Origin of the sequence: Streptomyces sp. NPDC005393 (assembly GCF_040606675.1) — a bacterium.
Classification (GTDB): Bacteria; Actinomycetota; Actinomycetes; order Streptomycetales; family Streptomycetaceae; genus Streptomyces.
Map to the genome: position 1 here is coordinate 92,826 of NZ_JBEXFG010000014.1, position 17,871 is coordinate 110,696.

The 17,871-nt window shown below is 71.9% G+C and carries 16 protein-coding genes and 1 pseudogene; 7 read left to right on the top strand and 10 right to left on the bottom strand.

Annotation, left to right across the window (positions count from 1 at the left end):
* Nucleotides 1-292 precede the first annotated feature (292 nt).
* From ABZS71_RS15025 to ABZS71_RS15035, 3 genes are all read left to right on the top strand, one after another.
* Nucleotides 293-1,291 carry a dihydroxyacetone kinase subunit DhaK gene (locus tag ABZS71_RS15025; RefSeq protein WP_356210260.1) on the top strand — a complete coding sequence of 333 codons (999 nt, stop codon included), beginning with the start codon at nucleotides 293-295 and terminating at the stop codon, nucleotides 1,289-1,291.
* Nucleotides 1,292-1,323: 32 nt separating this feature from the next.
* A complete protein-coding gene (locus ABZS71_RS15030; RefSeq protein ID WP_355852105.1) occupies nucleotides 1,324-2,037 on the top strand; it encodes a DAK2 domain-containing protein in 714 nt (237 codons plus the stop codon).
* Between the two features lie 196 nt (nucleotides 2,038-2,233).
* The gene (locus ABZS71_RS15035) at nucleotides 2,234-3,289 is read left to right on the top strand and encodes an acyltransferase family protein (RefSeq protein WP_356210263.1); all 1,056 of its coding nucleotides are present in this window, start codon (nucleotides 2,234-2,236) and stop codon (nucleotides 3,287-3,289) included.
* 48 nt (nucleotides 3,290-3,337) lie between these two features.
* Here ABZS71_RS15035 and ABZS71_RS15040 read toward each other — a convergent pair whose 3' ends face one another.
* Nucleotides 3,338-3,913: an NAD(P)/FAD-dependent oxidoreductase gene (locus ABZS71_RS15040; protein ID WP_356210160.1), complete on the bottom strand. Its 576-nt coding sequence runs from the start codon at nucleotides 3,911-3,913 to the stop codon at nucleotides 3,338-3,340.
* Here ABZS71_RS15040 and ABZS71_RS15045 point away from each other — a divergent pair.
* On the top strand, nucleotides 3,848-4,441 hold the full coding sequence (locus ABZS71_RS15045; RefSeq protein WP_356210163.1) for a cupin domain-containing protein: 594 nt from the start codon (nucleotides 3,848-3,850) through the stop codon (nucleotides 4,439-4,441). The two genes, ABZS71_RS15040 and ABZS71_RS15045, sit on opposite strands and share 66 nt — an antisense overlap.
* A gap of 15 nt (nucleotides 4,442-4,456) precedes the next feature.
* Here ABZS71_RS15045 and ABZS71_RS15050 read toward each other — a convergent pair whose 3' ends face one another.
* From ABZS71_RS15050 to ABZS71_RS15060, 3 genes are all read right to left on the bottom strand, one after another.
* On the bottom strand, nucleotides 4,457-4,696 hold the full coding sequence (locus tag ABZS71_RS15050) for a hypothetical protein (protein WP_356210165.1): 240 nt from the start codon (nucleotides 4,694-4,696) through the stop codon (nucleotides 4,457-4,459).
* 135 nt (nucleotides 4,697-4,831) lie between these two features.
* A complete protein-coding gene (locus ABZS71_RS15055) occupies nucleotides 4,832-5,827 on the bottom strand; it encodes an asparaginase (protein WP_356210265.1) in 996 nt (331 codons plus the stop codon).
* Nucleotides 5,828-5,948: 121 nt separating this feature from the next.
* Complete coding sequence (locus ABZS71_RS15060; protein ID WP_356210168.1) at nucleotides 5,949-7,349, bottom strand: glycoside hydrolase family 16 protein; 1,401 nt, start codon at nucleotides 7,347-7,349, stop codon at nucleotides 5,949-5,951.
* Nucleotides 7,350-7,603: 254 nt separating this feature from the next.
* Here ABZS71_RS15060 and ABZS71_RS15065 point away from each other — a divergent pair, with 254 nt between their 5' ends.
* Nucleotides 7,604-8,878, top strand: a complete 1,275-nt coding sequence (locus ABZS71_RS15065) for a S1 family peptidase (protein ID WP_356210171.1) — start codon at nucleotides 7,604-7,606, stop codon at nucleotides 8,876-8,878.
* Nucleotides 8,879-8,966: 88 nt separating this feature from the next.
* On the opposite strand, the gene ABZS71_RS15070 is transcribed toward ABZS71_RS15065, so the two are convergent.
* The 4 genes from ABZS71_RS15070 to ABZS71_RS15085 all read right to left on the bottom strand — a co-directional run bounded on the left by ABZS71_RS15070 (nucleotide 8,967) and on the right by ABZS71_RS15085 (nucleotide 13,772).
* A complete protein-coding gene (locus ABZS71_RS15070) occupies nucleotides 8,967-11,069 on the bottom strand; it encodes a xanthine dehydrogenase family protein molybdopterin-binding subunit (RefSeq protein ID WP_356210173.1) in 2,103 nt (700 codons plus the stop codon).
* Nucleotides 11,066-12,064, bottom strand: coding sequence for a xanthine dehydrogenase family protein subunit M (locus ABZS71_RS15075; protein ID WP_356210175.1), 999 nt, complete (start codon nucleotides 12,062-12,064; stop codon nucleotides 11,066-11,068). The genes ABZS71_RS15070 and ABZS71_RS15075 overlap by 4 nt, the downstream gene beginning before the upstream one ends.
* On the bottom strand, nucleotides 12,061-12,657 hold the full coding sequence (locus ABZS71_RS15080; protein WP_356210178.1) for a 2Fe-2S iron-sulfur cluster-binding protein: 597 nt from the start codon (nucleotides 12,655-12,657) through the stop codon (nucleotides 12,061-12,063). Before ABZS71_RS15080 ends, ABZS71_RS15075 begins: the two co-directional genes overlap by 4 nt.
* A 62-nt stretch (nucleotides 12,658-12,719) precedes the next feature.
* On the bottom strand, nucleotides 12,720-13,772 hold the full coding sequence (locus ABZS71_RS15085) for an NAD(+)/NADH kinase (RefSeq protein WP_356210181.1): 1,053 nt from the start codon (nucleotides 13,770-13,772) through the stop codon (nucleotides 12,720-12,722).
* A gap of 169 nt (nucleotides 13,773-13,941) precedes the next feature.
* Between ABZS71_RS15085 and ABZS71_RS15090 the strand changes: the two are divergent.
* Nucleotides 13,942-14,389, top strand: a pseudogene (locus ABZS71_RS15090) (radical SAM protein); the annotation flags it as partial.
* 137 nt (nucleotides 14,390-14,526) lie between these two features.
* Here the strand turns inward: ABZS71_RS15090 and ABZS71_RS15095 are convergent.
* Together ABZS71_RS15095 and ABZS71_RS15100 are read right to left on the bottom strand one after the other, a co-directional pair.
* Nucleotides 14,527-15,033 carry a hypothetical protein gene (locus ABZS71_RS15095; protein WP_356210184.1) on the bottom strand — a complete coding sequence of 169 codons (507 nt, stop codon included), beginning with the start codon at nucleotides 15,031-15,033 and terminating at the stop codon, nucleotides 14,527-14,529.
* Nucleotides 15,034-15,078: 45 nt separating this feature from the next.
* The gene (locus tag ABZS71_RS15100; protein ID WP_356210187.1) at nucleotides 15,079-17,049 is read right to left on the bottom strand and encodes an amino acid transporter; all 1,971 of its coding nucleotides are present in this window, start codon (nucleotides 17,047-17,049) and stop codon (nucleotides 15,079-15,081) included.
* A 186-nt stretch (nucleotides 17,050-17,235) separates the two neighbouring features.
* On the opposite strand from ABZS71_RS15100, the gene ABZS71_RS15105 reads away from it, so the two are divergent.
* Entirely contained in the window at nucleotides 17,236-17,817 is a 582-nt protein-coding gene (locus ABZS71_RS15105) for a hypothetical protein (RefSeq protein ID WP_355852073.1), read from the top strand.
* Nucleotides 17,818-17,871 lie beyond the last annotated feature (54 nt).

Genomic DNA, 17,871 nt, shown 5'->3' on the forward strand with positions numbered 1-17,871 from the left:
CCTAGATCCGGTACCCCCTCCACGCCCGTTGATCGCCTCCGTTCCTCCCATCGGACCAGACGCCGGGTCACAGGCCGCTGAGCCCGGCGGCGAGGGTCGCGGTACGGGGCAGGGCGCCGATGAACACGACCGGCGTATGCCGGTAGGCCGTTGGGGTCGCGCTGCTGTCCAGCCTGTGCACCCTGCCGCCGCCGCGCGGCGACCATCGGTCCCTGAGCCTTCGCACCGCCGAGACCGGCGCATGACCACCGAGTCCACCCCGTCCACCACACTCGCCCAGGGAGCCGAGCTCATGCCCCAGTACTTCCGCGACTCGCCCGAGTCTCTCGTTCCCGACGCGCTCGCCGGCTTCGCCGCCGCCCACGCCGGCCTCGTCGAGCACCATCCGGACCATGGCTATCTCCGCGCCCGTCACACCGCGCCGACCCGCCGCGTCGGGCTGGTCTCGGGAGGCGGCTGCGGCCATGAGCCGCTGCACTCCGGCTTTCTCGGCGCGGGGATGCTGGACGCCGCATGCCCCGGCCGGATCTTCGCCTCGCCCCACAACCGGCAGATCTTCGAGGCCAGCCGTGCCGTCGCCGGGTCCGACGGCGTCCTGCACATCGTCAAGAACTACACGGGCGATCGCATCAACTTCGGCATCGCCGCCGAACGCCTCGCCCACGAGGGCATCCGCTGCGCCCGCGTCCTGATCGACGACGACCTCGCCACCGACTCCGACGACATCGCGGTCGGCCGGCGCGGCACCGGCGCCACCCTGATGGTCGAGAAGATCCTCGGCGCCGCCGCCGACGAGGGGCGCGGTCTGGACGAGCTGGTCGCCCTCGGCACCGGTCTGACCCGCCGGGCTCGCAGCCTCGCCGTCGCCTCCGCCGCTCATACCGCGCCCGCCTCCGGCGCCCCGGCCTTCACCCTTCCGGACAATGTGCTGGAGTTCGGGGTCGGCATCCACGGCGAGCGCGCCGAGTCGACCACCCCGCACGCACCGCTCGGCAAGCTCGTCGAGACCATGACGGACCAGTTGCTCGCCGCCCTCCCCGACACCGTCGAGCCACGGGTGCTCGCCCTGGTCAACGGGCTTGGCGCGATCACCTCGCTGGAGCTGTACGGCATCCGGCACGCCCTCGCCAAGGCCCTGGACGACCGGGGCGTCACCCTCGACCGGTCCCTGACCGGAACCTTCGTCAGCGCCCTCGATATGCGTGGCTTCTCGCTGTCCCTGCTCGCCACCGACGACGAGGCGCTACGGCTGTGGGACGCCCCCGCCCGTACCCCGGCCTGGCCCCTGTGACCCCGCGATCACCCCAAGGAGCTCCCGCACCCATGTCCGACCACCCCGGCCCGTACGCCCTCACTCACGCCGCCGTCATGGACTGGCTGACCCGCTTCGCCGCCACCGTGCGCTCCGTCGAACCCGAGCTCACCTCGCTCGACCAGCAGGCGGGCGACGGGGATTTCGGCGCCAACCTCACCACCGGAATGGACGGCGTCCGCCGCGCGCTCGACGCCCTCGCGGCCGAACGCACGGACGCCAAGAACGCCCGGAACGGCCAGGGCGGCCCCGATGCGCCGCTCGCCGCCGCCGCGCGGGTCTTCCTCGACGACGTCGGCGGCACCAGCGGTCCCCTGTTCGGCCTGCTCTTCCAGGAGCTCGCCGACGCGCTGCGCATGGCCGCCCCCACCCCGCCCGGGACCGCCGCGCTGGCCACCGGCACCGCCGCCGGGGCGGCCGCGATCCAACGGGTCGGCGAGGCCGAGGTCGGCGACAAGACGATGGTCGACGCCCTCGTCCCCGCCGCGCACGCGCTCGCCGCGTGCGACCCGGCCACCGACCCCGCACACGCGCTCCACCTGGCCGCGGTCGCCGCCTACCGGGGCGCCCGCTCCACCACCGGACTGCGCGCCCGGCGCGGCCGCGCCAGCTACACCGGCGACCATGCGCGTGGCGTCCCCGACCCCGGCGCCCTGGCCGTCGCCCTGCTGTTCGCCTCCGCCGAAGACGAGCTGACCGCGCTGAGCCGGCTCCCGCAGTCCTGATGGCCGCATCGGGGGCCCGCGCGGTGAACCCGGGCGCCGTGGCGCGCGTACTGGCCCTTGAGTCTGGACGTGTTCTGAGCCTCGAAGTCCCGGGCCGCCGCATGGGACGGGCCGAGCCGGGCAGGCGACCAGGATTCGTTGTCGGCTCGTTCGAAGGTGCCCGGGAGACTCAGTGCAGCAGGACACCCGTACCCGTGTGACCACGCCCCCGGCCGCCCCGCGGCCGCGGGGCGACGCCGCGTCGGCAGGCCGCACCCGCGACGCGTACTTCGACAATGCGAAGTACCTCACCATCGTGCTGGTGGCCTGTGGCCACGCAGGGGAGCCGCTCACGTACGGCAGCCGGGCCGCCACCGCGATCTATCTCACGGTCTACGCGTTTCACATGCCCGCCTTCGCTCTCATATCGGGCTATTTCTCGCGGAGTTTCGATACGGGGCCCGGACGGCTGAAACGGTTGCTCACCGGGGTCGTCGTGCCGTACATCGTCTTCGAGGTCGCGTACACCCTCTTCTACCGCTGGGCCCAGGACGACCCGGGCTATCCCATCAGCCTGCTCGACCCCTGGTATGTGATGTGGTTCCTGGTCGCGCTGTTCGTGTGGCGGATCACCACGCCCCTGTGGCTCTCCCTGCGCCATCCGGTGCCGGTCGCGCTGGCCGTCTCCGCGCTCGGCTCCCTCTCGCCGGACACCGGCGGCGATCTCGCCCTGCAGCGGGTGCTGGCGTTCCTTCCCTTCTTCGTCCTCGGGCTCACCCTGCGGCCGGACCACTTCGCCCGGCTGCGCACCCGGCGGGCGCGGCGGATCGCCCTGCCGGTCGGGGTCGGCGCGCTGTGCGCGGCGTACGTGGTGGCGCCGTGGTTCAACGCGGAGTGGTTCTACCACCGCAAGAGCGTCGCGGACCTGGATGTGCCCCGCTGGGCCGGTCTTCTCACCACCCCCGCTCTCTTCGCTCTGGCGCTCGTGCTGACGGCCTGCTTCCTGGCCTGGGTGCCGGGGCGCCGGACCTGGTTCACCACGCTCGGCGCGGGGACGATGTACGGCTATCTGCTGCACGGCTTCATCATCAAGTCGTCCCGCTTCTGGGGCTGGTACGACCATCCGTGGCTGCACACCCCGCTCGGCGAGCTGACCGTCACCGCCGCCGCGGTGGCCATGATCACCCTGCTGTGCACCGACCCCGTACGGCGTGTGCTGCGCTGTGTGGTCGAGCCGCGCATGGCGTGGGCGTTCCGGCACACCGGGAAGTGAGCCCTCAGCGGCGGACTCGGGTCGGCGTTCCGCGGGTCGGTCCGGGTGTCACAGCCCATGGCGGCGGTCGCCGAGGACGCGTTCGCACACCTCGCGCTCGCTCTGCGGGGAGAACGGGGCGCGGCGGGCCGCGATGGCCCGGCGGGTCTCCTCGGCGATCAGATCGGCGTTGATGGCCGCCGCGGCGCGGACACCCGCGGCGGCGGCGCTGACCACCTGCTCGACGGGGGTGATGACATTCCCCGCCACCCACACACCGGGGACGGCGGTCGCGCCGGTCGCGTCGGCGGGGACGGCGCGACCGATCACATGGCCGGCCATCTCCTGGTCGTCGATCACCAGCACCGAACGCCGGGCCCGCCCCAGGGTCAGCGCCCCGCTCAGCCCAGCGGCGCCGGCTCCGACCACCACGACCCCGTAGCGTCGCTCACCGTCCCGGCCCCGGGCCACCGTCTGTCCTTCGTATGCACTCACGCGCACTACCTCCGTTTCTGCGAGGAGGGTGCGCGCACCCGTCGGCGCTTGACAAACTTCGTTGCCGAGGCGGCAAATGGGGGTATGGCTGACGACGACCTCACGGATGTGCTGACCGCCGTAGGGCCACGGCTGCGGACCCTGCGCCACACCCGTGGCACCACACTGGCGCAGCTCAGCGAGGTGACCGGGATCTCACTGAGCACGCTGTCGCGGCTGGAGTCGGGGCAGCGCAAGCCGGCGCTGGAGCTCCTGCTGCCGCTGGCGAAGGCGTACGGGGTGCAGCTGGACGAGCTGGTCGGCGCACCCGCCCCCGGGGATCCCCGGATCCATCCGCGGCCCTTTACCCGGCACGGCCAGACCTTCGTGCCGCTGACCCGCTACCTGGGCGGTCTGCACGCCTACAAGCAGATCATCCCGGCCCGGCAGTCGGCCGAGTGCGCCCGGCCCGAGCAGCGCGTGCACGAGGGCTATGAGTGGCTCTATGTGCTGTCCGGGCGGCTGCGGCTGGCGCTGGGCGAGCACGATCTCGTCCTCACCGCGGGTGAGGCCGCCGAATTCGACACCCGCACCCCGCACGGCTTCGCCAACGCCGGGGACCGGCCCGTGGAATTCCTCAGCCTCTTCGGGGCGCAGGGCGAGCGGATGCACGTCCGGGCCCGCCCCGCCGCCACCTGACCAGTACGCGCGGGCTCACCCCGAGGGCTCATCCGGGACGGGCTGCTCGGGGTGCACGCTTCCCGTCTGCGGCCTCCCCTGCCGTCCCGTCCCGGACTCGTCCAGATCGGGGACGTCGTCCGCGTGGTCCGGCGCCTCGCCGGCATCCTCCACATCCAGGGGGTCGGGCCCGCCCCGCGCCTGCTGGTCGGGCAGATCCCTCGGGATGGCGCGATCGTGTTCGCCTGATTCTTCGCGTCGCCGGTCGTCGCTCACGATGCCGCTCCTTTCCTCGGTGAACAGGGCACATGGCCTCCAGTACCCCGCACACCACCGCCAATGCACCACCGGCCCCGGGAAGGACCATCGCGGGCCCCACCGGGCTGCCGATCTCGGCGGCCCGGGCGCCCCTCAGCCGTGCTCGGCGAAGGCGGCGGCGATGTCCTCGCGGCCGGCGCCGGTTGCCAGCAGCAGCCGGAGCAGCACCCTTGCCTTGTACGGATCGAGCAGCCCGCCGTCGATCAGCCCGCGGCGCCGCAGATCGGCCTCCGATCCGGCCGCGCCGTAGGTGTTCCGCAGCACCGATCCGCTGCCGGTACGTGAGGTGAGCGCCACCGGGATGCGTTCGGCGAGGGCGCCGAGCACCGGCGCGAGCTCGCCCGGCACATGGCCGACGCCGAACCCGGCGACGACCAGGCCCTGATGGGCCTCGGCGAGGCCGTCGAGCAGTACGCCGTCGTCGTCGAGCGTGACGGTGTACAGCGCCACCCGGGTCGCGTCCAGCCGCGCCGCCCCGGGCCGGGCCGGCCATGGCTCGCGGCGGGGCGGCCGCGCCAGGACACGCACCCGCCCCTCGATGACATGGCCGATCGGGCCGGTGTTCGGGGAGGCGAAGGTGGCCGTGCTGGTGGCATGGGTCTTGCGGACCCAACGCGCCGCGTGGATCTCGTCGTTGAAGACCACCAGCGCCCCGAGCCCGTGCGCAGGGGGCGAGGCCGCGACGCGCGCGGCGGCGAGCAGATTGGCCGGGCCGTCCGCGCCCGCGAGCGTGGGATTGCGCATCGCGCCCGTGAGCACGAACGGGGCCTTGTGCGACCACAGGAGGTCGACGAGGAACGCCGTCTCCTCCAGGGTGTCGGTCCCCTGTGTCACAACGACACCGACGGCGCCGTCGGCCACCGCACGGGAGGCGGCGTCGACCACATCGATCACCTGAGGGAACGTCAGATGAGCGCTGGGGACGGCGTGGGTGTCGCGCACATCGAGCGGCACCCCGAGGCCGTCGAGCCCAGGAACCGCCGCGGTGAGCTCGGCGCCGGTCAGCCGCGCCACCACGCCGCCGGAGCCGTCACCGGACCGCCCGGCCATGGCGATCGTGCCGCCGAGGGTGAACAGGGAGACACCCACCGGCCCTCGCCCGGCCCCGGAGGTGCCCTTCGACCGCTCCCCCACCGTGCTGTGAACTGGGTCCATCGGCCGTCGCTCCCTTCGACGCTGCTGCCCGGCCGATGCTAACGTCCGTTCACGGTCAATGGTCGAACGTGAACCAGTTGACGTTCACGAACGCGGCAGGTTGGCCACTGGTGAAGGTCAGATAGACGTCATGGGTGCCGGTGACGCCGCTGATGTTCGCCGGTATCGTCCTCCAGCTCTGCCAGCCACCGGTGTTGGCGACCGAGAAGCTGCCGATGGGAGCGCTGGTGCGGCTGTCGAGCCGTACCTCGACCAGCCCGCTGACGCCGTCGGCGGCGCCGCCGGCGACACGGCCCCGGAACTGCGTGGCCGGGGTGGAGCCGAAGGAGACGCCCTGGTAGAGCGCCCAGTCGCCGTTCTCCACGGCGCCGACGTTCTGGCCGCCTCCCGTGTCCATGGTGGCCTCGGTGGCAAGGCCCGTCTGCTGGTCGTAGGACTCGGCCTGGATGGTGCCGTACGCGTCACGGCCGCCGGGGCCGGGCGGGGTCGTGCCCCCGTCGCCGGCCGCCTGGAGCACCGAGACATAGTCGACGACGAGCGGATGGCCGGGAACGGTGCCTGCGTCGGGGCCGCCGCCGAAGGCCGCGGGGAACTGACCGCCCATGGCGACGTTGAGGATGATGAAGTAGCCGTGGTTGGTCGCGTTGGCCCAGGTGGTGGCGTCGACCTGATTCTGCTTCACGGTGTGGAAGGTGACGCCGTCCAGCGAGAAGCGCATCTCCTCGAGGCTGGTGGACCGGTCCCATTCCACGGCGTAGGTGTGGAAACCACCCTGGCAGGTGGTGCCGGAGCAGGCGCGCTGGCCGCCGATGCCGGACGTCTCGTTGCACGGGCCCCCGGGGCTGGTGCCGCAGTGCAGGGTGGCCCAGGTGTTGTTGAGGCCCTGGACGTTCTCCATGATGTCCAGCTCGCCGATGCCCGGCCAGTTCCACCAGTTGCCGCGGTAGGGGGCGCCCAGCATCCAGAACGCGGGCCAGTAGCCCTTGGCGGCGTCGCCGGTGACGTCGGGCATCCGGAGGCGCGCCTCGACGCGCAGCTCTCCGCCCGCGGACGGCTGGAAGTCGGAGCGCTTGGTCTCGATGCGGCCCGAGGTCCACTGCCCGGAGCCATCGCGCCGGGGTGTGATCCGCAGATTCCCGGCGCCGTCGAGCGCGACGTTGGAGGGGTCGGCGGTCATCGTCTCGACCTCGCCGGTGCCGAAGTTGGCGGGCCCGCCCGGATAGCTCGTGCCGGTCGTGTACTGCCAGTTCTGGGTGTTCACCCCGGACCCCGCGGGCCCGGTGAAGTCGTCCAGGAAGACCTGGGACCAGCCCGACGGGACCGGCGGCGCCGAGGCGCTCGCCGGCTGGACGACGGCCCCGGCGGCGGCCGTGGCCAGGCTCAGCGCGCCGAGCGCGGCGATGACGGCTCGTCGGACGGGGCCGCGTCTGCCGGATGATCTCCGCTTTCTCCTCATGGGAGCCTCCTTGGGGGGGAGCGGTGCACAAAGGCTGTGAGAGCGCTCTCAAGCCGCAGTTGCGCGGTTACTGTGCTCCCCGCCCTACGAGACGTCAAGGGTGAAGGGCCGGCCAGGACGGCGGAGCGGATCGCCGCATAAAGATCTCCTAAATCAATCTGAACACAACGCGTGCCCCGCCCGTATCAACAGCCGGGTCGAGCCTCTTCCCTTGCGGACGAACAATCCGTAACCCCCCAGCAGGAGGTCATGAGTTGAGCCATAAGCGCGTACCGAAGCGAAAGATCGTGTTCGCGGGGGCCGGGGCCGCCGCGGTCGCGGCGGCCGCGATACTGCTGCCCAACGCCAACGCCTCGCAGGACGACAAGGCGGACGCCCAGCCCAAGAAGGTCAACGCCGCGGCGGCGGCGGACATCGCCTCGGAGCTCGCGTCGAAGCTGGGCGAAGCCTTTGGCGGGGCCTACTACGACAAGGACAAGCAGCAGGTCATCGTCAATGTCGTCGGCGACAGCAACAATGTGAACGTCGAGGTCAAGAAGGCCGGGGCGGTGGCAAGAAGCGTCAAGAACAGCACCGCCGACCTCAAGACCGCGGCCAAGACGCTGAAGACGAAGGCCACGATCCCGGGCACCGCGTGGTCCGTCGACCCCAAGACCAATGAACTGCGGGTCACCGCGGACTCCACCGTCACCGGCGCGAAGTGGGACACCGTGCAGTCGACCGTGAAGTCGCTCGGCGCGGGCATGGCCACCGTCAAGCGGTCCGCGGGCGAGTTCAAGACGTTCGCCGCGGGCGGCGACGCCATCTTCGGCGGCGGCGCACGCTGCTCCCTCGGCTTCAACGTCACCACCGACAGCGGCGCCCCCGGCTTCATCACCGCCGGCCACTGTGGGGTCGCCGCCAAGGAGTGGTCGGACTCGCAGAACGGCGCGCCGGTCGCCACCGTCCAGAAGGCCACCTTCCCCGGCAACGGCGACTTCTCGCTGCTCACCTACGACGACGCCAACACCAACGCCCCGAGCACGGTCAACACGGGCGGCGGTAAGACCGTGAACATCACCCAGGCCGCCGAGGCCACGGTGGGCCAGCAGGTGGAGCGCATGGGCAGCACCACCGGGTTGCACGACGGCACGGTCACCGGCCTCGACGCCACCGTCAACTACCCCGAGGGCACGGTCAGCGGGCTCATCCAGACCGATGTCTGCGCGGAGCCCGGCGACAGCGGCGGGTCCCTGTTCACGCAGGACGGCAGCGCGATCGGGCTGACCTCCGGTGGCAGCGGAGACTGCACCGCCGGTGGCGAGACCTTCTTCCAGCCGGTGACGACGGCACTGGCGGCGGTCGGCGCCCAGATCGGCGGCGGCGCGGCCGACAACGGCGCGGGCGCGGCCGACAACAGCGCAGGCGCGGCCGACAACAGCGCGGGCGCAGCCGACAACAGCGCAGGCGCGGCCGACAACAGCGCGGGCGCAGCCGACAACAGCGCAGGCGCGGCCGACAACGGCGCGGGCGCAGCCGACAACGGCTGACGACCCCCGCGACCCGGGTGTCCCGCGCCGTCACCGCGGGACACCCGGGGGCCAGTGGACCCGGAAGCGGCCCAGGGCCGGGCGGCTGTCAGCGGGTGGCCAGCCCCTCGCGTACCCGCTCCAGCGTGATCGGCAGGTCGCGTACGCGCACACCCGTCGCGTGATGCACCGCGTTGGCGATCGCCGCCGCCGTGCCGACGATACCCAGCTCCCCGACGCCCTTGGTACCCATCGGGTTGAGCTCGTCGTCCTCCTCCTCCATCCAGTGCGCCTCGACATCCCGGATATCCGCGTTCGCCGCCACATGGTACGTAGCGAGGTCATGGTTGGCGAAGTCACCGAATCCGGGGTCGAGTTCAAGATTTTCGTGCAGCGCCATCGACAGGCCCATGCACATCCCGCCGCGCAGTTGCGACCGTGCTGTCCGGGGGTTGACGATGCGTCCGGCGGCGAACATCCCCAGCAGCCGGTCGACCCGCACCTGACCGGTGTCGGCGTTCACTCGCACCTCCGCGAACTGGGCGCCGTAGGCATGGCGCGAGAGCTGTTTCCGCGCCTCGACGTCCTCGGTGGTGTCCGCCACGGCCTCGATTCCGCAGGGCGGGATCGCACCGGTCATCTCGTCGACTTTCTTGGCCAGCACCCGGCACGCCTTGCTCACCGCCCACCCCCAGGAGCTGGTGCCCATCGAGCCGCCGGCAAACGGGGCCGAACCGTAGGCGCTGCGGCCCACGTCGAGGGTGACCCGGTCGAGCCACACCCCGAGTTCGTCCGCCGCCACCTGGGTCAGCGCGGTGCGGGCTCCGGTGCCGATGTCGGCCGCGGCGATCCGTACGACGAAGCTGCCGTCGGGCTCGGCCCGGGCGCTCGCGGTGGCAGGCCAGGTGATGGCGGGGTAGTTGCCCGCCGCCACTCCGGTGCCCACCAACCACTGCCCCTCCCGGCGGCGGCCCGGGGCGGGGTCGCGCCCCGCCCAGCCGAAGCGGGCGGCGCCCTCGCGCAGACACGCCACCAGGTTGCGGCTGCTGAAGGGGTGTCCGGACTCGGGTTCGACGGAGGGCTCGTTGACCACCCTGAGCTCGACGGGGTCCATCTCCAGTGCGCAGGCCAGCTCGTCCATCGCGCTCTCCAGCGCGAACATCCCCGGTGCCTCGCCGGGGGCCCGCATCCACGAGGGGGTCGGTACATCCAGCTGCGCCAGGCGGTGGGTGGTACGGCGGTGGGGCGCGGCATACATGACGCGTGTGGGGGTGACGGTCTGCTCGCAGTACTTCGTGAGCGTGGAGCTCTGCTGGAGTGCGTTGTGCGAGATCGCGGTGAGGCGGCCGTCGCGCTCGGCGCCGAGCCGGACGCGCTGCACGGTGGGTGTCCGGTACGAGACCATGGTGAACATCTGCTGCCGGGTCGCCGCCACCTTCACCGGGCGTCCCACGGCGCGGGCGGCCAGCGCGGCGAGCACCGTGGGCGGGCGGGGAATCGCCTTGGAGCCGAAGCCGCCGCCGACGTGGTCCGCCACGACCCGTACGCTCCCCTCGGGGAGGCCGAACAGCCCGGCCAGCGTGGTGGCCGTCATCCAGGGGCCCTGGTCGCCGTTGTAGAGGGTGAGGGAGTCGCCGTCCCAGACCGCGACGGTGGCGTGCGGCTCCATCGGGCTGGTGTGCTCCGGGGGCGTGGTGTACGTGACATCGACGACGACCGGAGCTGCGGCCAGGGCGGAGTCCACGTCGCCGGTCTCCGTCTGTCCGGGGTAGCCGGCATTGACCGTGTCGGGCACGAAGATGCGCGGATCGCCGTCCCTCAACTCGACGTCGTGGTCGTCCACGTCGTACTCGACGCGCACCGCCGCCGCGGCCTGGCACGCCGTCTCGTAGGTGTCCGCGACCACGGCGGCCACGATCTGCCCGCGGTAGGCCACATCGGCGGACTGGAGCACGAAGAGTTCGGGATCGTCGGTCGGGTGCAGCCGTTGCACATTGCCGGTGTCCAGTACGGCGAGGACGCCCGGCAGGGCGAGCGCGGCACCGCCGTCGACCGAGCGCACCCGGCCACGTGCGATGGTGGACTGCACCGCCCAGGCGTAAAGGGCGTCCGGCACCGGGTATTCGTAGGCGTAGAGCGCGGCTCCGGTGACCTTGTCGCGCCCCTCGACCCGGGTCACCTCCACGCCCACGGTCCGCTGGAGCGTGGTCATCGCCCCTCCCCTCCGACGAGGTCGCGTACGACGGCGGTGATGAGATCAGCGGCGAGGCCGACCTTGAAAGCGTTCTGCGGCAGCGGGCGCGCCGACGCGAACTCCTCGCGCGCCGCTGCCCTCAGCGCCTCCTCGGTCGGCCGCTCCCCGGTCAGCAGCCGCTCGGCCTTCGACGCCCGCCAGGGCCGCGGGGCCACTCCGCCGAGCGCGAGCCGGATCTCGCGCAGGGTGCCATCGGCCGCCGTGGCGGCCACGGCGGCGACCGACACCAACGCGAACGCGAAGGACCAGCGGTCGCGGACCTTGCGGTAGCGCATGACGGCGCCCTCGGGGGGCGGTGGCAGCTCGACGCCGGTGATCAGGTCGCCGGGCTGCAGCACCGTCTCGCGGTCGGGGGTGTCGCCGGGCAGCAGATAGAAGTCGGCCAGCGGCACCGGGCGCGGGCTGCCGTCCACGCGGCGCAGATGGACCACGGCGTCGAGCGCGATCATCGCCACCGCCATGTCGGACGGGTGGGTGGCCACACACGCGTCGGAGGTGCCGATGACGCCGAGGTCGCGATGGCTGCCCCTGATGGCCGAACAGCCCGTTCCCGGCTGCCGTTTGTTGCACGGCTTGGTCACGTCCTGGAAGTAGACACAGCGGGTCCGCTGGAGCAGATTGCCGCCGGTCGTCGCCTGGGCCCGCAGCTGTCCCGAGGCCCCGGCCAGCACCGATTCGGCGAGTGCCGGGAAACGTTCACGGATGCCGCGGTCGCCGGAGAGCTCGCTGTTGGACACCAGCGCGCCGATCAGCACACCGCCGTCGGCGCGGTGCTCGATGCCGTCATACGGGAGCCGGGTGATGTCGACGACCGTGGCGGGTTCGGTCACCCCGAGCTTCATCAGGTCCACGAGGTTGGTGCCGCCGGCCAGATACACCGCCTCGGTCGAGTCCGCCACCAGCGTGGCGGCGGCCTCGGGGGCGGTGGCGCGTTCGTAGGCGAAGGGCTTCATCGCACACCTCCCCGGGCCGTGGTGCGGGCCGCGGACCCGCCGCCGTTCGCTGCGGCGGTCTCCCGGATCGCGTCCACGATGCCCGTATAGGCCGCGCAGCGGCACAGGTTGCCGCTCATGCGCTCACGGATCTCCTCGGCGTCCAGTGCCTGTGGGGAGGGGACACCGGCGGCCACGTCCTCGGTGACATGGCTGGGCCAGCCGCGCCCGGCCTCGGCGAGCGCGCCGATCGCCGAGCAGATCTGGCCCGGTGTGCAGTAGCCGCACTGGAGGCCGTCGTGTTCCAGGAACGCTCGCTGCAGCGGATGGAGTTCCTCGGGAGCCGCGAGCCCCGCGACCCCCTCGATGGTGGTGATGTCACGGTCCGCGGCCGCCACGGCGAACACCAGGCAGCTGTTGACCCGCTCGCCGTCGATCAGGACCGTGCAGGCTCCGCACTGCCCGTGATCGCACCCCTTCTTGGACCCGGTCAGCGCCAGGTGCTCACGCAGGGCGTCCAGCAGCGTCACCCGGTTGTCGAGCGTGAGGGACCGGTCAGCACCGTTGACACGCAGCGTGAGATCGCTGTGATACGTATGAGCTGTCACATCCATCAGCGTGGCATCGGGGTGAGGGGACCGCATCTTCAGCCGTGATGGCCACCGGGCCACCCCGGTCATGCGTCGGTCGGCGGCGGCATCCGCAGATGGGCCAGGTCCGGGGGGACCGGGGAGCGCGGGCGGTAGAACGGCGGGGCCGGGTCCGCGGCGGGCGAGTCGGCCAGCCCGAAGCGCTCGCGCAGCCGCCGGTAGAACTCCGTCGGCGCCAGCCGCACCAGCCGCAGCCGGTCCGGCGCCCGGTAGGCCGCCGCCCAGTCGCCCGGCTCCAGCACCCCGCGCAGCTGTCCGTCGATGCTGACGGCCACCCGGCCCGAGGTCGGCAGCACCCGTACGGCGACGGCCTCGTCCACCGCCGCCACCACGCTGCGGTCGAAGGCGATGTGCGGCGCGACCGGGGTGAAGATCAGCGCGTCCATATGAGGGGAGACGACGGGCCCGCCGGCGGAGAAGCTGTAGGCGGTGGAGCCGGTGGGGGTGGCCACGATGATCGCGTCGGCCGCATAGGAGGCGAGCAGTTGCCCCGCCACATACACGGCCAGCCTGGCCTGGCGGTCGCGGGCGAGCTTCTCGAAGACCACGTCGTTGACGGCGACGACATCCAGCGCGACGCCCCAGCCGACCTCCTCGGGACTGCCCGGACGAACCCTCGGCGGGGGCAGGGCGGGACCCCGTCCATAACGCAGCAGCGCCTCCATGCCCTCGGGCAGCTCCAGCGGCCGCGACGCCCGCAGCGTGAGCATCATGCGCTCCTCGACCGTGGTGCGATTCCCGTGCACGGCGTTCAGCGCGTATTCCACCTCATCGGCGGTGATCTCGGTGAGAAAGCCGACCCGCCCCACATTCACCCCCAGAGCCGCGGCCCCACTCCTGGCGGCGATCCGCGCGCCGCGCAGAAAGGTGCCGTCCCCGCCGAAGGTGACGACCAGGTCGGGGCGTCCGGCGGCCTCGGACTCCTCCTGTGCGCTGCGCCGCGGCTGGTCGCCGCGCCAGACGTCGATCTCGACGCAGGGTATGCCGTGGGCGGCCGCCCACGCTCTGGCCGTGTGCGCCGCCGCGACGGCGGTGGGGCGGGCCTGGTGGACCACCAGGCCGAGCCGGTTGACAGGCATGGCCCTTCCCACCGTAGTCGCACCCGGTCCACGGCGCCGCGCGGCGCGGGGCCACGACCTGCACCACCGGCCGCCTTGGCGGCGAACCAACGCACTGATCTGTGGTGTTGCGGACGGACGAACTGTGTGGAACCACCGCATCCGTACGGAGCCAGGGATGGTGCAGCAGATGGAGAGCCGGAAACGTACCGCGCTGGTCGAGGAGCTGATGGGACGGCTTCCCCCAGGTGCCCCGGGAAGCCGTCCTCAAGGAGGATCTGCTGCGCGGGGGCATGGCGTTCGACGAGTCCGCGCTCAGCGGCAACGAGGACGGCGACGTCAAGCCGAAGTCGTACTTCATCTTCTCCTTCGACCACCGCACCCTGCCGGAGCTGGGCGCGGCCGCCCTGAACCGGCCGCCCGAGGAGATCGTGCTGACCGGCGGGCCGTACGAGCTGCGCCGCACCGTGGTGTCGGTGCGCGTCAATCCGGAGTCGCCGTATGTGGTGCGGGCCGGGGAGGACGGCGCGCTGGGGCTGTATCCGGACGGTGCGCGGATCACGGATGTGGGCCTGCCGCCGATGCCGGACTACTACCGCCACCCGCTGTCGAACGGCAAGTCGGTCTTCGGTCTGAGCTCGCCTCCCGGGTACGGTCCGCCCGGGCCGGGGCGGGCCGTGTTCTCCGTCAGCTCGTTCATGGACAGCCTGCCCGCGGCGGACCCGGAGCCGGTGGCCGAACCGTCAGCGACCTGACGCGGCAGGTCCGGGAGGCATCACTCCAGGCCGGACGCCTTGAGCACGGCGCGGGCCGTGCCGCCGTCGATGCGCTCGCCCAGCTGCCGCAGTACGGTCGCCCCCTGCCGCAGGGTGCCGCGTTCGCGGGAGCGGCGGGCGCCCGCGTCGAGCCGGTGCCACAGCAGCGGATTGGCGACCAGCACATCGGGGTCGAGCTCCACGCAGCCGCCGTACGCGTCGCGCAGGACGAGGCGCATGGTGACGGAGCCGTACTGGCACACCGCGACCAGGGCGTCGGTACGCACCCGGCGCTCGTGCAGCAGGCCCCGTACGGCGAGCCAGCCGTCGCCCGCGGTGACGCGGGGCGGGCGCAGCACGATGAACACCACGGCACCCAGCGCCGCCCAGAGATCGGCGCGCAGCGGGGTGAGCCCGTCCGAGCCCCAGTCGAGCAGGGTCGTCGACACGGCGAACGCCAGCGCGCAGTACGCGGCGCACCGGGCGTCCGCGTGCCAGTGGCGGTCGCCGTCGGGCTGCCGTCCCATACCTGCCACGCTAGACAGCCGGGGCGCGTTGGCGACTCCTGGGATTCAGCCGACGTGGACATGGGGGCGGCGGTTGCGTTCGGGTTCGGCCTCGCGGAGCACCTCGCGGGTGACGGGTGCGACCTCTCCCTGGCCGAAGAGGAAGAAGCGCAGGAAGTGGGCGAGCGGATTGCCCTCGGTCCACTCGAAGTAGATGTGCGGCCGCTGGCCGGTCAGGTCCCGTACCTGCAGGAGCAGGGCGGCGAGCGCGTTGGCGACGGTGGCGTGCTGAAGGGTGAGCACCCGGTAGCGGCCGTGCGCCACCTCTCCGTGCACCTGCAGCTCGCTCTCGAACTCGGACGGGTCGGCGACGGTGACCTCGACGAAAATCATGTCCTCGTCGGCCGGGATGTCGTTGTCTTCCCGGATCTGGTGCAGCTTCTCCCGGTATTCGGCCAGGTCGCGGGCTTCGGGTTTGTTCGCGATGAAGCGGATTCTGCGGTGGGCGATGTCGCGGACGAACCGCTCGGCCATGGGGTCGAAGGTCACGCTGGTGACCCGCAGCTCAAACGCGCGGGCGACCCGGGACAGCAGCGATACGGCCATGATCCCGGTAATGAAACAGGCACCGATCTTGACACCGTCGGGCCGCTCGATGACATTCACCGCCGTCGTGTACAGAAACACCACCGAGATGGCCCCGAAGGCGGTGGTCCAGCCGCGCTGCCGGGCGCGCCGCGCGGCGATGGTGACGGCGATGGCGGCGGAGGTGATCAGTACGAGGACACCGGTGGCGTACGCGCCGCCCTGAGCATCCACATCCGCCCTGAAGAGCCAGGTCACCAGAAAGGCGATGAGGATGAAGACCAGCACCATGGGGCGGACGGCACGCGCCCAGTGCGGTGCCATGCCGTAGCGCGGGAGATAGCGCGGCATGAGGTTGAGCAGTCCGGCCATGGCCGAGGCGCCGGCGAACCAGAGGATGGTGATGGTGGAGGCGTCGTAGACGGTGCCGAAGGCGGACCCCAGATACTCATGGGCGAGATACGCCAGGGCGCGCCCATTGGCCTGGCCGCCCGCCTTGAACTCGTGCTGCGGGATGAGCAGGGTCGTGATGAAGCTGGAGGTGATGAGGAAGACACTCATGATCACCGCAGCGGTGGTCAGCAGCTTTTTGGCGCCCTGGATACGGCCGATGGGGCGCTCCTCGGTGTCGCCGGGCTTGCCCTCGATATGCGGCATGACGGCCACGCCCGTCTCGAATCCGGACAGGCCGAGGGCCAGCTTCGGGAAGATCACCAGGGCCACCCCCACCATGACCAGGGGGCTGCCGCGTTGTGCGGTCAGGGCGTGGGACCAGTCGGGAACCACATGCGGCGCGCTGAAAATATGCCACAGCCCCACCGCCACCACGACGGCGTTGAGCAGCAGATAGACGGCGACCAGCGCCACCGCGAGCCCGATGGCCTCGGTGAATCCCTTCAGGAACACCGCGCCGAGCATTCCGACGAGGATCAGCGTGACGGCCACCTCATGGCCGTGCAGGACGTCGGTGAGGTGCGGGTTCTCCACCAGGTGGGCGGTGGCGTCGGCGGCGGACAGGGTGATGGTGATGAGGAAGTCGGTGGCGGCGAAGCCGAGCAGGGTGAGGACGAACAGCTTGCCCTTCCAGAAGGTCAGCAGCCGCTCCAGCATCGCGATGGAGCCCTGGCCGTGCGGGCTCTCCTCGGCCACCCGCCGGTACACCGGCAGCGCGCCGACCAGGGTCACCACCACCAGGACGACGGTCGCCAGCGGGGACAGCAGTCCGGCCGCGAGGGCGGCGATGCCCGGCTGATAGCCCAGGGTGGAGAAGTAGTCGAGGCCGGTGAGACACATGACCCGCCACCACGGCTGGCCCCGGTGGGCGTCTTCGGGCTCGGCGTGCGGACCGGGCTGGCGCTTGGCCAAATCGGTCAGCCCCTCCAGCAGCCACGCGCGAAGGCGCTGCCGCAGCCCGTCGTCGGGGGCGGCGCCTTCAGGGGTCGAGAAGGCCACCGTGTGCTCCTGTCGTACCGGTGCAGCGAAAGGTTCAGGCCAGCGGTGAGACCTCCGGCCAGCGTATGCGGACCGGCCGACACCCACCCGGTCGGCGCCTCCGGCAGAAGGACGAAGACCCCACCCGTGCCCCGTAGACATCGCTTTCTCAGCCGACTCTCATCTTGGGTACCTACGGTTGCGGCAATGGACACCAAGACCGATCAATCGACCGCCCCCGCAGCGCAGCCCGCAGAAGCCGAAGAAGCAACGGCGGAGGGTGTCCCGAGCGCTGCACCGGACCGTCAGGAACCGTTTGACGAGGCCCCCGCCGGGGACGGCCTCGACGCCCCCGCCACCACTCCCCGGGCGGCCTCACCCGGAGTCCTGTCGGGTGCCGCCTCGGTCGTCGGCGCGGGCCTCGGGCTCGCGTCGCTCACCGGCACCTGGCTGGGCACCATGCTGCAGGAGCGCGCGCAGCTGACCGGGCAGATCAAGGCCCAGTCCGGGTCCGCCACCGACCAGATCTCCGCCGTGTACGGCGCTCCTTGGCACACCACTGCCCTTTTCAACGGGCTGTTCGCCCTGGCCGCCGTAGTGATCGCGGGTGCGGTGCTGCTGCGGCAGCGGCTCGCGTCGGCCACGGCGCCGTGGGTCACGGCGGTGGCCTGGGGAGCCGTGGCGCTCGGGGTGATCGGGCTGCTGATCGCCGCGGCAATGGGGCTCGACGTCTTCACCGCGCTTCCGAAGGTCCCCGCCGCCCCCGGCGGCGGCGGCCCCACCGGCTGATCCGGGCCCCGCACGACCGGACGCGCCCCGTGGGCCTCACCCGTCCACGGGGCG

Coding starts and splice junctions, on each gene's coding strand:
- ABZS71_RS15025 (WP_356210260.1), top strand. CDS start 293: ATGCCCCAGTACTTCCGCGACTCGCCCGAGTCTCTCGTTCCCGACGCG.
- ABZS71_RS15030 (WP_355852105.1), top strand. CDS start 1,324: ATGTCCGACCACCCCGGCCCGTACGCCCTCACTCACGCCGCCGTCATG.
- ABZS71_RS15045 (WP_356210163.1), top strand. CDS start 3,848: ATGGCTGACGACGACCTCACGGATGTGCTGACCGCCGTAGGGCCACGG.
- ABZS71_RS15060 (WP_356210168.1), bottom strand. CDS start 7,349: ATGAGGAGAAAGCGGAGATCATCCGGCAGACGCGGCCCCGTCCGACGA.
- ABZS71_RS15070 (WP_356210173.1), bottom strand. CDS start 11,069: ATGACCACGCTCCAGCGGACCGTGGGCGTGGAGGTGACCCGGGTCGAG.
- ABZS71_RS15075 (WP_356210175.1), bottom strand. CDS start 12,064: ATGAAGCCCTTCGCCTACGAACGCGCCACCGCCCCCGAGGCCGCCGCC.
- ABZS71_RS15080 (WP_356210178.1), bottom strand. CDS start 12,657: ATGGATGTGACAGCTCATACGTATCACAGCGATCTCACGCTGCGTGTC.
- ABZS71_RS15085 (WP_356210181.1), bottom strand. CDS start 13,772: ATGCCTGTCAACCGGCTCGGCCTGGTGGTCCACCAGGCCCGCCCCACC.
- ABZS71_RS15095 (WP_356210184.1), bottom strand. CDS start 15,033: ATGGGACGGCAGCCCGACGGCGACCGCCACTGGCACGCGGACGCCCGG.
- ABZS71_RS15105 (WP_355852073.1), top strand. CDS start 17,236: ATGGACACCAAGACCGATCAATCGACCGCCCCCGCAGCGCAGCCCGCA.